At 32.4% G+C, this 14,922-nt stretch carries 8 protein-coding genes and 1 pseudogene; 3 read left to right on the forward strand and 6 right to left on the reverse strand.

From position 1 onward, the window contains the following. Window positions 1-145 precede the first annotated feature (145 nt). Entirely contained in the window at window positions 146-856 is a 711-nt protein-coding gene (locus MHH87_RS17085; RefSeq protein WP_340750547.1) for a Dph6-related ATP pyrophosphatase, read from the forward strand. A gap of 315 nt (window positions 857-1,171) precedes the next feature. On the opposite strand, the gene MHH87_RS17090 is transcribed toward MHH87_RS17085, so the two are convergent. Both MHH87_RS17090 and MHH87_RS17100 read right to left on the reverse strand, forming a co-directional pair. Continuing rightward, window positions 1,172-1,894 (reverse strand): amino acid ABC transporter ATP-binding protein, encoded by a 723-nt coding sequence (locus tag MHH87_RS17090; protein ID WP_340750550.1) that lies wholly within the window; start codon window positions 1,892-1,894, stop codon window positions 1,172-1,174. Between the two features lie 476 nt (window positions 1,895-2,370). After that, window positions 2,371-4,071, reverse strand: coding sequence for a methyl-accepting chemotaxis protein (locus MHH87_RS17100; RefSeq protein ID WP_340750552.1), 1,701 nt, complete (start codon window positions 4,069-4,071; stop codon window positions 2,371-2,373). Between the two features lie 690 nt (window positions 4,072-4,761). Between MHH87_RS17100 and MHH87_RS17105 the strand changes: the two are divergent. Together MHH87_RS17105 and MHH87_RS17110 are read left to right on the forward strand one after the other, a co-directional pair. Continuing rightward, a pseudogene (locus MHH87_RS17105) lies at window positions 4,762-6,035 on the forward strand (IS3 family transposase). 399 nt (window positions 6,036-6,434) lie between these two features. Next, window positions 6,435-7,085 carry a hypothetical protein gene (locus MHH87_RS17110; protein WP_340750555.1) on the forward strand — a complete coding sequence of 217 codons (651 nt, stop codon included), beginning with the start codon at window positions 6,435-6,437 and terminating at the stop codon, window positions 7,083-7,085. A 60-nt stretch (window positions 7,086-7,145) separates the two neighbouring features. Here the strand turns inward: MHH87_RS17110 and MHH87_RS17115 are convergent, their stop codons facing one another. From MHH87_RS17115 to MHH87_RS17130, 4 genes are read right to left on the reverse strand one after another with little or no spacing between them, the layout of a single operon-like run. Then, a complete protein-coding gene (locus MHH87_RS17115) occupies window positions 7,146-10,265 on the reverse strand; it encodes an NACHT domain-containing protein (protein WP_340750557.1) in 3,120 nt (1,039 codons plus the stop codon). Window positions 10,266-10,277: 12 nt separating this feature from the next. Beyond that, window positions 10,278-11,480: an MBL fold metallo-hydrolase gene (locus MHH87_RS17120; protein ID WP_340750558.1), complete on the reverse strand. Its 1,203-nt coding sequence runs from the start codon at window positions 11,478-11,480 to the stop codon at window positions 10,278-10,280. A gap of 14 nt (window positions 11,481-11,494) precedes the next feature. Continuing rightward, window positions 11,495-13,051, reverse strand: coding sequence for a Tn7-like element transposition protein TnsE (locus MHH87_RS17125; protein WP_340750560.1), 1,557 nt, complete (start codon window positions 13,049-13,051; stop codon window positions 11,495-11,497). After that, entirely contained in the window at window positions 13,026-14,915 is a 1,890-nt protein-coding gene (locus MHH87_RS17130) for a TnsD family transposase (protein WP_340750562.1), read from the reverse strand. The genes MHH87_RS17125 and MHH87_RS17130 overlap by 26 nt, the downstream gene beginning before the upstream one ends. Window positions 14,916-14,922: the final 7 nt, after the last annotated feature.

Raw genomic sequence — 14,922 nt, forward strand, 5'->3', positions numbered from 1 at the left:
ATTGGGATACATTAATATCCTATGTGTCAGGTCCAATCGTGATAAAATCAAACAAATAGAACTATGAAACCTTATACATAAAAAATGAAATGGCTAATAACAGGGATCGTAATTAAAGTCATGAGAATAAAGGGGAAAGATATGAATGCCAGAATTAATAGATTGGAAAAATAGTGCTCACGGGCATAAATTTATAGCTTCCTTTAGCGGAGGCAAGGATAGTGTCTTAGCTCTATATAAAGCTGCTAAGGTTGGAGAAGCGATTGGACTGATCGTCATGATGGAGGAAGAAGGGAAATGTTCCAGATCCCATGGGATGCCTCCTGAACTCATACGTGCCCAGGCTAAATCTATAGGTTTGCCCGTATATACTGCCGCTTCAAGCTGGACAGATTATGAAAAAGTATTTATGCGCCTTTTAGAAAAAGCTAAAAATCAAGGTGCAGAAGTGTTAGTAACCGGAGACTTAGATATGCCTGCTCATGGTTGTTGGCATGAAAAAGTTACGAAAAATGCTGGATTAAAGCTTGGGATGCCTTTATGGGAAATGAACCATCGTGAAGCCGTCGAAGAGTTCATTAATCTAGGATTTGTAACGATTATTGTAACTGTTAATTTATCATTGGGAATGCGAGAGGACGATTTAGGGCGAACATTAACCCACGAATACGTGAAGGAACTTGAAGCTCGAGGGATTGATCCGTGCGGAGAAGGTGGAGAGTTCCATACCACAGTAATAGATGGGCCCATTTTTAATCATCCGATTCCAGTTCGTACATGTGAGATTATTAAAGACGGAGAGTATGCTTTTTTACCTTTGGAGCTAGATCAGACGGAGTGTATGGATATCGAATAAAATAGAGACAGTTTTCACCCAGGCTTACATGGTCGCGCCACTGAATTTTCAGGGTATGTCTGTCTGGGGTTTTCAGCCTATTGAATAAAACTGCTTTTGAAACCTAACTTTATCCCTATTTAAATAGAATTTTTGATCAACCTTTATTTTAATTAATTGACCCCTTAAGAATCGGACTTTTTTATTTCCTCCAAAAAGTTGAACAATACAATTGGGGCTTAAGGTTCAATAATTCCTCAAAAGTAAAAGGATGTCTAGTTAAGACATCCTAAGTTTTATTCACATAATATTATATTTAAGCCTAATTGATTATAGCTACAATACTTTCGCTAAAAAGCTTTGAGTGCGCTCTTCTTTAGGATTATTAAAAATTTCAGATGGCGTTCCCTCTTCTACTAAAAAACCTTCATCCATAAATAATACACGATGACCAACCTCGCGAGCGAAGCCCATCTCATGTGTGACAATAACCATCGTCATTCCTTCATGAGCTAGATCACTCATTACCTTTAACACTTCACCCACCATTTCAGGATCAAGGGCAGAGGTGGGTTCATCAAATAACATAACTTTCGGTTTCATCGCCAAGGCACGAGCAATGGCAACCCGTTGTTGTTGACCACCTGAAAGCTGATCTGGGTAACTTTTTTCCTTTTCTTGCAGCCCTACCTTTTCAAGCAATTCACGGGCAATTTGTTCACTTTCTTGCTTGCTTTTTTTCAAAACTTTCATGGGACCAATTGTAATATTATCCAAAATCGTAAAGTGGGTAAATAAGTTGAATTGTTGGAAGCACATACCGACGTTTTGTCTTAATTGAAAAATATTGGTGCTCCGGTTTGTCAATTCCATCCCAGCAATTTCAACCTTTCCGCTAGTTACGTTCTCTAGTCCGTTAAGGCAACGTAGAAATGTGCTTTTTCCGCTACCGGAAGGTCCAATAATTACTACAACTTCTTGATCTTTAATTTCAATGCTTATTCCCTTTAAAATTTCAATATTCCCGAATGATTTGCGAAGGTTTTCAACGTTTATCAAATAGAAGAAAACCACGCATTTTGAAAAAAGATTAATCAAAATGCGTGGTTAATAAAATACCTATAAATATTATTTTGTAAAAAAGATTGATTAAACACGTGTCATTTTAATATATGTTCATATTTTTCTATTTTATTATTCAAAAAACGTTTAGCTTTCTGAAGTATTTAATTCCCTAGCCATCTGACGGGCTTTAAGTATATCTCCTTCAATTAAGATGTATTTAGCTGAAACTCCAATGATAGACCTAGTTCTGTAAATACATCATAAGCCTACCAGCGAGCAGTCAAAAAAAGAGAATTACCAAGAGCATGTCTAATAAAGGCACGCCCACTGATAATTCCCCAATCGAAACGTTTCATTTCTCACTAAAGTCTGAAACCTTTTACCTCAATGAAAAGTTTGGTCAATTTGATTATTTTCTACTTGTGTTTCCCAACCATTGGAATCAAAGAAAAGGACAAGGTGTCTGTCCCTTATAATTTAAACTTATCTACTTTATTTTTAAGAACTTCCGATATCCCTTCAACTTTATGCACATTTTCGACTATGCGGCTAATTACGGTTGATTGATCTTTTGAAGCTGAAGCAACTTCCTCCGTAACCGCCGTATTTTCTTCAATGACAGCTGAGATTGTTTCTAAAGCTTCCAAAACTTTTTGAGAATCTTTTTGAAGATCATTAAAGATACCTTCCATCTGACTCGTATCCTTTTCCGTTTGCCCTACCATGTTAACAATCACATTTAAGGCTTCGTCTCCTTGGTCAATCAATTGCTCTTGCTTTTGAACAGCCTTCAAGTTTTGTTCCATCTTAACCACTGTTTCATTCGTCTCTTTTTGGATAGATCCAATCAAATCAATTATTTTATTGGCTGCTGATTGAGATTGCTCAGCCAGTTTTCGGACTTCATCTGCCACAACGGCAAATCCTTTTCCATTTTCCCCTGCTCTTGCCGCTTCAATTGCTGCATTTAAAGCAAGTAAATTTGTTTGATTTGCTATGTCAGAAATTACATTAATAATTTCTCCTACCTCATCGGAACGCTTGGCTAAACTTTGAACCGTTTCAGTTGCAGATTCTACAGTTTTAATTAACTCATGAAGTTGAACTGTGGCCTCACGCATTGATGCCTTGCCCTTTTCTGCTGTATCCGTTGAAATTTTGGCATTTTCAACAGTTCTTTTTACTTGGGCAACTCCTTCATGTAGAAAAGTCATCATATTTGACATCATTTCTAAAATAATATTCACTTCTTCGGATTGCTTTTCTATTCCTATAGCTGTTTCTTCCATCGATTGTGTAATATTACCCGAAGCTTCTTCAGTTGTTTTCACAAATTTGCTGAGCTCTTGTGTCGTATCATTCATTGTAACTGTTGTTGAATTGATATCTGCAATAATTTCTCTTAGGTCGACAACCATTTTTTCAAATGAACGTGACAATACACTTATTTCATCCTTGCCTTCCGTTCTTACATGTAAATTTAAGTCTCCTTCAGAAATTTTCCTTGCTTGCTTCGTTAAGCTTTCTAAAGGCTTGGTTAAAATTTTTGAAAAAACAAAAATAATAATAGTACTAATAATCAGAAAGATACCTATAAGTAGCGCCATTTTCAACTTATTCTTTTTCTCTAAGTTGAAAATATCCGTTGCATTGTAATCCACGCCGATTACACTAATAACTTCCCCGGAGTTATCCTTAATTGGTATGTAGATTGAAAGTAAATCCCCATATTCATCAGAGGTTAATTCTGGTTCACTTGTTTGTCCTGTCTCAAAAACTTGCACCATCTTGTCATACTCTGCACCGTTTTCCTCAATATCACCTAAAGCAACCGCATCCTCTGCTAAAACATAAAAATATTCATATCCACTGTCTGTTTTCTCTCTACTCATTGTATAAAGAAAACTCAAACCATTTGCTACGCTTATTTCCTTAAACTTGTCTTGTAATTGTTTAAAATAATCGTTTTCTTTTCTGTCTTTTAAAATCACACTATATTTTTCTACATCCACTTGACTAAGAGTATATTCTCCTATTTTAGTCGCTTGCTTACTTATGGATTGAATGACTAGCTTAGAAGAGGACTGGATAATCAGAAAACCAATAGAACCCCCCATTAGTAAAATTAACACAGAAAACAACGCTACCATTTTTGTTTTTAAGCTATTCATATCCTTACCACTTTCTTTAAAATTTCAATTTATTTGGTTCTTCACCAAAAGTAGAGGTTGCATATTGGTATTCGTGCTAGCCGCATTCGATGCACGATTACCAAGTGAAAATATAAGTAAAACAACTCCCTCTTAGAGTCTTGAGTGCTTCCTTACCCATTCGTCAACTCCTTGTTACAGTGATGGGGCATTTGTAGTTTTAATTTAATAGCATTTCATCAATAAACGCTAAAGAATCCAGAAATACTCAATATCTTATGATCAACAGTTTTTAGCTATCTAAAAAACTCATGCATACTCGCTTTTTTCTTTCTTATCTTACAGTGAGCCTACTTTCACCGTAACCGCTATTCTCTTGCTTCTTATCTAGATACGGTTGTTTAATCATACTAATTTATACCCACGGTTGATTATAAGCGAATTGATGAAGATACTCCATATTTATACAAATATTTTTTTAAATAATTTTACAATTTCTTAATAATTACTGTTCGTTCGAAATAAAATTTAATCAAAGAAAGTCTAGAAATCTTTATTTAGTTGCATATAAAAAGGGCTTATTTTGAACATGAACTGAGCCCCGAATAGTGGACACTTTAAAAAAAGTGGACTTATTCGGGGTTTTTGTGTTTTTTTAAAGGAAAAAATCCCGTTATACTATCATTTAAGAATCAGGAACGGGGATTAATCATGAGTAAAATTATCTTTAACGAACAACAGATTCGACAACTAGAATTGAACCCAAATGTGGCATCAGTATCTGATCGTGCCATTCAATATACAGCAGATTTTAAAATCAAAGCAGTCGAAGAAAATATAGCTGGGAAAGGCCCTGCACAAATCTTTCGTGAAAACGGATTTGATTTAGATTTCATTGGGTTAACGAAAGCGCAATCTTCATTATCGCGCTGGCGTAAAACGTATAAAATTTATGGTTAACAAGGATTTTTGGAGGAACGTCGAGGAAAAGGTAGTACAGGACGTCTCTCTTCTAAACAGCCTTCAGCTGATAAAAAGCTCGAAAAAGAAGAAGCCCGTATTAAATTTTTAGAGGCTGAATTAGAGCTGTTAAAAAAGTTGGAGGAACTCAAAAGGCAGGCGAAGAAACGGTTCTAGCACCGTATGAAAAGTACCAAGTAATTAATGAGGTCATTCGAAAATACTAATTAAAAAATATGACGCGTTACCTTTGTGAATTAACGGGCGTAAGCCGAAGTGGCTATTATTCGTGGGTTAAAAATACAAAAAAGCATGCGATTCGGGATAAGCGCGATTACAAGGATGATTTACTTATACGTTGTGTTTATGATTCGTTTAAAGGGAAACTAGGTTACCGTCAGCTCTAAATGAAGTTGACAGAATTAATGGTGGTCCCAATGAATCATAAGAAAATTCGTCGTTTAATGCATAAGTACAATTTCTTTGCGAAAATCTGACGTGCCAATCTGTATAAGAAAATAGCGAAAGCAACTCAAGAGCATCTCACAGTCCCGAACTATTTATCACGTGCTTTCCGACAAGAAGAACCAGGGAAAGTATTCTTAACTGATATTACCTACCTTCAATATCGAGGTGGACAAATCGCTTTTTTATCATGTATTAAAGATGTGGCAACACGCGAAATCGTTGCGTATGAACTCTCAACAAGTATAAAAATGCGGATCGTTTACCGTACATTAGAAAAGCTCGAAGAAGTTTTAGATGGCAACATCCATCCAGAAGCAATGATTCATTCAGATCAAGGAGTCCATTATACACACCCTGAATTCCAACAACGCGTAAAGAAAATCGGCTTACTACAATCCATGTCACGCCGCGGCAATTGTATTGATAACGCCCCGATGCAATCATTCTTTGGGCATTTTAAAGATGAAGTCGATTTCAAATCGGCGAATAACTTATTCGAATTAAAGCAAATGATTGATCATTATATGGCGTATTACAATACTTCACGCAAGCAATAGCATCTAAAAAAGATGGCTCCGGCTGAATACCGGAACCATCTCATCGCAGCTTAGACTGCCAAATCGCTTTTTATTAAACTGTCCGTTAAATGGGGCGCAGTTCAATCTAATTTCACATCATCTTTTTAAACAACTATTTAATTTTGTAAAGGACTTTATTATTCATGTACAAATTCTGAAAACGGATAATAAAGTTGTTTAATTTTTGTCTTATAAAATCAATAACAGCCTAACAGAAAAATTAATAGATGATTTGAAAGTTGTTTAATTTTTATTCTTGAACCTTCTTCATTTAGAAATTAACAGATAATAAAGTTGTTTAAAATCAAACTTCCATATAGCGGAACTTTTTGCTTATCATTTCGTAGATATAGTATAAAAAATTTGGAGGTGTAAGAAATGGATTATATTCAAGTGACAGTCCTAACGTTACTATTCCTATATGCTGTTTTATTCCTTATAGGTTTTTTTATCAAGAAACAAGGAATTGATAATGTTGATAAAGGTATTACAAAAGTTCTTTATATACTATTTATAATAATACTATATTCAACTTTAATAATCCCTTTAGCAATATTAAGTGTATTAGGAGTAGTTGCCCCTTTTATTCTTTTATCTGTTATTTTAAGTTCCATTATATTATCTTTGCTAAATATAGCATCTAATTTAATTGTCTACATACTACTTGTAATATTTTCTGTTTGTTTAGCATACTTTGCTTCTAAAACATATAACTCAATATTTTTTGTGGTCAATAAATTTAATAACACACAATTCACAGAAAATCTATGTAATAAATTTAAAATTGTGTTGGATAAAATAGACTACAGAATATTAACCTATTCAATTTTGCTAATATTATATTTATTAAAAAATTGTTTGACATTCAAATATGGCACTTTAGAAAAGGTTCCAAATAACTTATTGTTTGGATTGGACTTACCTTTTGAAAATCTAGTATTAGTGTCTACTGAAGCATTACTAACCTTCGTAATTGTAGACACGATTGTAACTAATTCAAGTAAATTAAAGAAAACGCTTTTAAAATAAATGCGCTATCTAATATTAGGGGGCAGAATAAATTTCTCTCCCCTAATAAGATGTATATTGTTAATCTAAGTTTCCTAAAACATATTCTAAGTCATTTTTTATTTTCCTATATACCTTATTTCTTAATTCCCTATCATCTCCAATGTAAATGTCTAACGCTGAATTTGAATAACTGTATCCCCCTAATCCCACTCTTCCTAATTTTTTTAAAGTAAGATCTAGTTCCACTCTGGCTCTCTCAAAAAAATCATCATCGTCAAAGTCTTTCTCTTTAACCATTTTTACAATTGTACTAGCATCGCTAATACTCTCTACAGGTATCCAACTATAACTAATTCCTCCGCCACCAAATCCATCATTAGCTCTTTCTAAGCCTATAGTATATCTAACCGGACCCATAGAATATAGTGGCATATATCTTTTAATAGGCCCAAAGCAATTCTCCACCATAGTTCTATATGAAGCCTGAAAAACATCAAAAAATTGAGACAGTCTTTTTATCAATTGTTCATCGCTCCATACTTCCCATACATAATAGCTATTACCTTGAGGTTCTAAATCACTTTGTAACAACAAATATTCTTTTAAATCGATTTTTTTACCATAAAATTCAAATAACATATAAATTAACGACGACACATATTCACGAGGCAAGTACCCATAATTATTAAGGTTTTGAATATATTTAAATATATTATCTCCATAGAGTAAAACATTTATGATTTCCCCATTAGTATGTTCATATAAACTAACTTGTTTATCTCCTACTGAGAAATATCTTTTAGGTAATCGTTTCAAAATATACTCAATACAAGGTACTAGCGTATTCAAAGATTCATATTCAAAAAGATTTTGTTTTTCAACCATTTCTTTTAACTGTTTTTTTATTAAGTAATATGCCACTTCTCGAGCTGAATCTAGTCCAAAGTCCGTTTGTTTAAGATTGAAATACCAATGATTTGATGAAGAAAAAGAAATAATAGGTGCGCTTATTATATTTCCTTCATTATCCCGCATTTCCATTGTCGCAGAACCGGCTTTTTCACTTACTATTATTTTGTTTTTGTCTTTATCATTTTTTATTATTTCTATACTTAGTGTTAATCCAACCCTATCTAAAGCTCCTATAAAAGTAACTTTTTCATCATTACATATCTCTTCATCTTCACACCAAGGATAAAATTCACGTTTTATATCTTTAAAAAAGGTATTTATAATAGTCAGATAACTTTTTCGCATCTGTACAAAATATTCTTCTAGATAATCTTTACTCCAAATTTCATCTGAATTATTACTAAAGTTAAACCTTGATTCTAAACATTGACGATATAAATAAAGATCTGTCTTTTCTAACTCATCTAAGATTAAATTTTGCTGCTTATAGTTCCTTAGAAGACCCGATGTAAATTTAAATACCTCATAATAATTTTCATTCATATAATAATCCCTAATGAATTCTAAAGTTTCAATTTCAGGAAGCCTCGAAATTTTAAGAGCTACAAAATATTCTTCTATAGAAGGATGAAAGAACTCAAGTCTATTCCGTTCCTCTAAAAGAACCCCTGTTTCCAATATTTCTTTTTTTATTAAATTAAAATCATCTAATCCCTGAATCCCACTTACAACTAAATCTCTAAAATTTACGGAGTTATTTTTTTCTCTAAAATTCAAATAAGCGTATTCCATCAATATTTCTACTTTAATATCTAGTTCAAAAATCATTTCTTTTTCTGAGCCATCTTTTAATAGTCTTTCTTGCATAATATAATTCACAAAGACCTCATATAATTCAGATTTATTTTTAGGTATTATCTTATTCGTCATTTCTTTCATAATATGAGTAGTCATATAAAGGAATAGTGGGTTTTCAATTAAGTCTTTTAATTGATTTTTTAATTCTCTAATATAGCCGTAATGTACTTTTTCCTCAAATACATTTCCGATATATTCTTGAATTTGTTTTTCAGACAAAGCTTTTAACTTATACTCCGTTAATATTTTATAAAACTCATTGTGGTAGTTTTGCTGTCGACAAGTCATTATAATCTTAGTTTTTTCAAACTGAGCTATCCGTCGTATTTCTCTAATAAATAGATCCTTATTATTTGTTACCTCATCTAACCCATCTATGAGTAAAATATATTTCCCTTCTTTTAAATGCCCTATTATTTGATCTTCTGTTATATCTGGTGAAAAATAACCCAATTCACTTCTTATAGCTTCTATAACATTTTTGTATCCTCTAAACCATTCTTTACCTTTTAAATAGATTGGTATTTTACCAATAGACACCTGTGGATTTTCTATGATTTCTAACATAAGCATATGTAATAAATAAGTTTTACCACCGCCTGGATTTGACAGAATCATTATAGATTTATCGTTTTCTAAAATTTTGTTAAAACTAATTACTTCTCTACTAGCTTCTTGAGATTGCACAGATATAGAAAACCCTAAAGGAGTTATACTATTTTTTTCTATATTTCTCTGCAAAGTGTTTTCCAAGTGATTCTGTAATCTATTTTTTAAAGCAGAAATATATTCTTCATATCTGGGTTCATGTGACTTAGTGATAAGAGATATTCCTATAGAATCTAGATAATCTTCGTAAATATAAAGACTTACCGCACAAAGTCTACTAGCTTCAGGACCTTCACTTATTTGTTCTAGCATAACAGCCACCGCTTGATTGTTGTATAAGAGTGGTCCACCTGAACAACCTCTATAATCTTTAATAGAATCAGATTTAACCTTTATATCTAGGTTTGAACCATAATTGATGTTTACAGCTTTAAACTCATTTCGAATTTCCAAATCTATTGATGTACCTTTTTCTTTTGCGACAGCAGGATATCCATAAGTAACGCATTCAGTTGTAGAATAAAATCTGTAATTGATGCACTTAATAATTTCAATTCCTTCAATTTGCTCATTTAATTGCAAACAAATAATTTCGTATTCTTCCCACCCCTCTATATTCAATAGAGGTTCAGCATTGATAGTGGTTTCTAATCCCTGTTCATTAATAAAAGTTACTTCTATAACTTCAACTTCTTTTTGTAAATATGATTTTATAGCATGTAATGCTGTAAGAACCTTATCATTTGAAACTAAAAATCCGCTAGAAGTTAAATTGCCACATTTGATTCTGGGTATTGATGCTCTATATAAAAAATCCATCAACTTCACTTCCTAATCTATAGCTATATTTATAGGTGAGGAACCATTTCCTATAACTACATCTAAATTAAAACTCTTTTTCATTTCTTCTACGCAAACCCATTTAGAAGCTTTTGTTTCATAATTGAAATAAAAATCCTTCTTCATGTCCTTATGCATATAAATCAGTTTTGCTATACTCTCTAAATCTGGATGTGTGTGATTTTTACCATTTGTAGAAATTAAAAACTTATCACTTTTTAACACCCTTGATAAATCTAGTGTCATATTTTTCTTACTCCCATGATGAGGAACTTTTATTAAATCAAATTTTTCAATTCCTAAATTATATATATTCCTTTCCAAAATATCTGGATGCCCATCACCCAAAAATAAAAGGTTTCTTTTTTGATAACTAATACAAATGGCTATGGAGGAACCATTGGTTGAAGAATTATCTAAATTTACTTTCTCTTCAATTAGTTTTTCTACAGATTCAGTGATATTTTTTTCCTCTAAAGAAACCTCTGTTTTTTCAATTTGTGGTTCTTCTTGCATTAACATCATAAATTCAAAAGCATCATCAAATAAATTATCTTCTGTGATATTAAAATTCCACTTCTTATCCATAAGTTCTTTTAGCCATTTTTTCTTCAACTTCTCTAACTTTTCTTTATTAGGGGATAGAATAGTAATATTTATATCACCAATATTAATTTTCTCTAGATTATCTCGCGAAACAGCTTTACCTCCGAAACTATTATTCCATTTATATCCACCAGAAAAAATTAAGGCGCCTAGAGTAGAACCTTGTTTAACACTTATTTCAGATTTACTGATTCCCCCTATTGACTCTCTTTTCACATAGGATTCTCCTAAATCAATTGCTCTTTGCAATATTCTTTTTTCTTTCTCACTTAAAACCGCATGTTTTTTTTCAAATTGTAAATGACGGTAACAGTTATACCAAATCTCTTCTACTTCTATAAATCGAGAATTATTATTATCCTCAAGAAATGCGATAGCCCCCAAGATATGATCTTCATCAATATGAGTCACAATAAATAGATTAATTTTTTCTCCTTTTTCTTTTAATTCTAAGAGATCATTTTTCAAATAATTACGATAAGTCTCAGCATATCCGCAATCTATTAAAATATGTTTACGATTTTCTTTTCCAAAAGAAATTAAAAAGCTATCACCATTTTCAGCAGGATACATTTTTATATTAATCAAATTCTTTATTCTCCCTATCTCAATTTCATTATCAGCTTATTTTTCCATTCATATATAGTGTTACTTGTATGTTTCATCTTTTCACAATCTAAATTTTTTATAATCTCTTTATTCCAAGATCCACTATTTAATACTAGATTTAATAGTATTCTTTTCAGGAATTTTTCATGAAAGTCATATTGATAGATAATCAATGTTGATAATGACTTACCATCAGCTGTTGCTATCTCAATAATATATTGGGTTTTATTTGTTAATTGATTTTTCACCTTAACAATACACGCACACCGTCTTATATTTTCATTTATAAATGAAAATTTCCTACCTAATGGCAAGTAAACTATATTCATTTCAATTTGATATTTATGAATATCTTTAGATAACAATTGAATCATCTTTATAAATTTTTCTAACCCTTGTCCATTAATATTCTTAACAACCTGTAAGGTCTTAAATTCAATCGGTTGGATTTTCCCTCCATAAACCGATTCATCCAGCCCTACTATTTGCTGCTGTTGCTTTTGAATACCGCCACCTTGGCCTTGATTGGAGATATAAATATCGCCCTGATTTACTTCTTGCGTATCTCCAAAAATTTTATGTATATTAGCTGGATTTCCAAAATCAAATTGTGTACCTATTAATTCTTCAACAGGTTGATTAGCATTCTGTTTGGAACGTTCAGCCATATTATCATTTAGTATTTCTTCAAGTGCATTTTGCTGATATGAATTTCTATGCTTTCGCTTACCATGTGCTGCAACTCTTTTCTTGAATGCTTTATGTTTTATTTCGATATCACTAAAAGTAGTTCCTTCTAAATTCGAGCCTAGCCATTGCAAAATCAAAAACTTATCACCATTTTGTATTCCTCGAAATCTTATTTGAGTATCGTTACTACTAGGAAGCTCAACTTCTAATTTCAAGAATTCCCCGCTATTTTGCTTCACCATAATTTTTGTGTGAATACACTCAAAAGAAGCTTTTATCCCAGGGCTAAAATATAACCAAGCAAAATACCGTAAAAAATTTTCATCCTTTGCAATCTCATTAGGAATATCATCTGCAAGTTCTAAATATGCTCTAGAATTATTACAATATGAATTTTTCACCAAAAACTCTACCCCATTAGGACGCATCATAGCGTTTGTCATTTGTTTATTAACCGCAAATACCGCGCGAATAAATTCAAATTGTGGAAGGTAATATGCGTTACCTTCCACCGCAAATTCAAAAACATCTTGAAACATAAGCTCAGGTATCTTATGCAAATAATAACCAAACTCCTTACAAGCATCTAAAGAACTCGCAACTTTATATTGATTCAGCTGAGGTATATTTACGTCATAAATAATGCCTGTAGTATTAGCATCCATTAGCTGACCATCTTTATAAAATGCTCCTATTCTTAACAAAGGTAATACCGCAATCGGAAAATCTAGCATTTTAATTTGATTATTTTCTTCAAATGCAGCTCTAATTCGCCATTGTTTATTTACAACATCAACATTACCAATCCACTTCAAAACTACTTCTTTATCCTTATCAAAAGTCCATGGTCTTAATTTCATTTTGCATTTCCCCTTGCTGATAAAGTCTTATTTCATTTTCTAAGGATGTTTCCACAACATTACTTAGTTTCTCTCTTAATCCTGCTAATCGGCGAACTTTCCATGCTACTACATCGTTTTCATCTTCCCTGTAAAGCTTTCTACATGCCCATTTAATACGGCGAATTTGAAATTGCTCGCGTGTTTCTAAATATTTATCAAGATAAGCCTTTGTTTTTGAGAGCTTATCCAAGTGTTTTTCAAGCAATGATAATTGCCCAATTTCTTTTGCAACTTTACTTTTATTGACGTATACAGGCTTTTCGATAACATATAAATTTTGAATTGCTTTCTTCACTAAACGAAGAATTTCTAAGTCCCGTTTCTTCCAATCAACTCGGTTATTAGTTGTAACTTTTTCTTTCATTCTAGGATAGTTTTCTTTTAACCAATCGCGGTTATTACGGTAATGCCAAGCATATAAAGCTGGATTTATTTCTCTTAATTGTGTAACAGTAAAATCAGAAGATGTTTCTACTAAATTAATCCATTCTATTTCTTTCTGAATACGTAAATCTATCAATTGCTCGTTATGATTTGACGGTTTACCTTTTGACATGGACATATATTTTTTTACCGTTGCATAATCACATTCTAAAACTTGTGCAATGCGATAATAATTTAATCCACTTGTTGTTAATTGGTTTAACTTAGCTTGCCATACAGAACCAAAATTCTTTATTCTGCCTACTTTTAGAGCATCTGACTTGTCCACATCTGGGCCACGTCTTGAATAAACAAATCCACAGTCACAGCTAAATGTACCAACAGGCTTTCTAGTATCTGTACACGTTGTTATAGCAACTTTTGATATAACACGTTTTTTATAATGATCCGCTGCTGGATTTAAACAATAATACGGTGCTTTTCCAAACGGTTCATATTTCTTACCGACATATTTTCCTAAGTCTTCAAATGAAATATTTAAGAATTGTAGTAACAATAAATGCTGTACGGGATGAAATGCCTTCCGATGCTTTCTAACAATATTTCTTAACCACGATGTATCGGAATGTTTATCGAAGTTACAGTCCACTAATGTTAAAAATTCTTCTCCATAGAATTTTTTAAATTGCTGCGTAAAATATTGCTGATGCACTTTCCCGAAATGATTGGCGTAGCCATTTACTTGCATTAAATATTTATAAATTTGGGTGAGGTCTTTTATTCGTGAGTCTTGTGCATAATGGATTAAATTAATACTTTCATCAGAAAGCTTTTTTAACTCTTGCTCAAGCTTTGGTGAAAATACAGTAACTAAATGTGGTGCTGATAACTCTGCTTTTTCAGCTGAAATAAATTCATGTTTGTGTGGGTTGCGAAATTCAATAGTTGAATCATGAAGTAATTCTTGATGTAAGTGACAATAAAATACTTTCGGCAATTGATGACTCATGTGCCAATAAGCTTCTCCGTATTGCTCTCTATCTTGCTGTACACAGCTAGAACAAAAACGAAGATAGTGCCAATTTTTTATTGTGGAAGCAGCAATGCCAAGAAACATGTGAATAGCTCCAGGCTTGCCACCGTTAGTAATATAGTTTAAGGCTCGACTTTTCATCATATCTGATTGAAAAGCTGTGTAGTAATTATACATTGTATGATTAGTTATCAAGTCTGCTATACTTGGTGGATTAAAATGTGCGATGTTTTTATAGAAACTCTCTAAATTATTAGGGAAATCCACTACGGCTACCGAACTCATATTTCCAAACAATTCTTTCATCGTTTGCTTTGAGCTTATATTGCCAGAGTGATCATGATAGCGTGCAAATCCGCTATACAACAATTCGTCCGGATAAAGATTAGGAAAATAACTAAGCATGGTTTTT

Source organism: Solibacillus sp. FSL H8-0538, from assembly GCF_038003525.1.
Taxonomy (GTDB): Bacteria; Bacillota; Bacilli; order Bacillales_A; family Planococcaceae; genus JBBOPI01.

What these genes read in the sequence shown, in the direction of transcription:
- MHH87_RS17085 (WP_340750547.1), top strand. Translation starts at nt 146, where the DNA reads ATGCCAGAATTAATAGATTGGAAAAATAGTGCTCACGGGCATAAATTT.
- MHH87_RS17100 (WP_340750552.1), bottom strand. Translation starts at nt 4,071, where the DNA reads ATGAATAGCTTAAAAACAAAAATGGTAGCGTTGTTTTCTGTGTTAATT.
- MHH87_RS17110 (WP_340750555.1), top strand. Translation starts at nt 6,435, where the DNA reads ATGGATTATATTCAAGTGACAGTCCTAACGTTACTATTCCTATATGCT.
- MHH87_RS17115 (WP_340750557.1), bottom strand. Translation starts at nt 10,265, where the DNA reads ATGGATTTTTTATATAGAGCATCAATACCCAGAATCAAATGTGGCAAT.
- MHH87_RS17125 (WP_340750560.1), bottom strand. Translation starts at nt 13,051, where the DNA reads ATGAAATTAAGACCATGGACTTTTGATAAGGATAAAGAAGTAGTTTTG.
- MHH87_RS17130 (WP_340750562.1), bottom strand. Translation starts at nt 14,915, where the DNA reads ATGCTTAGTTATTTTCCTAATCTTTATCCGGACGAATTGTTGTATAGC.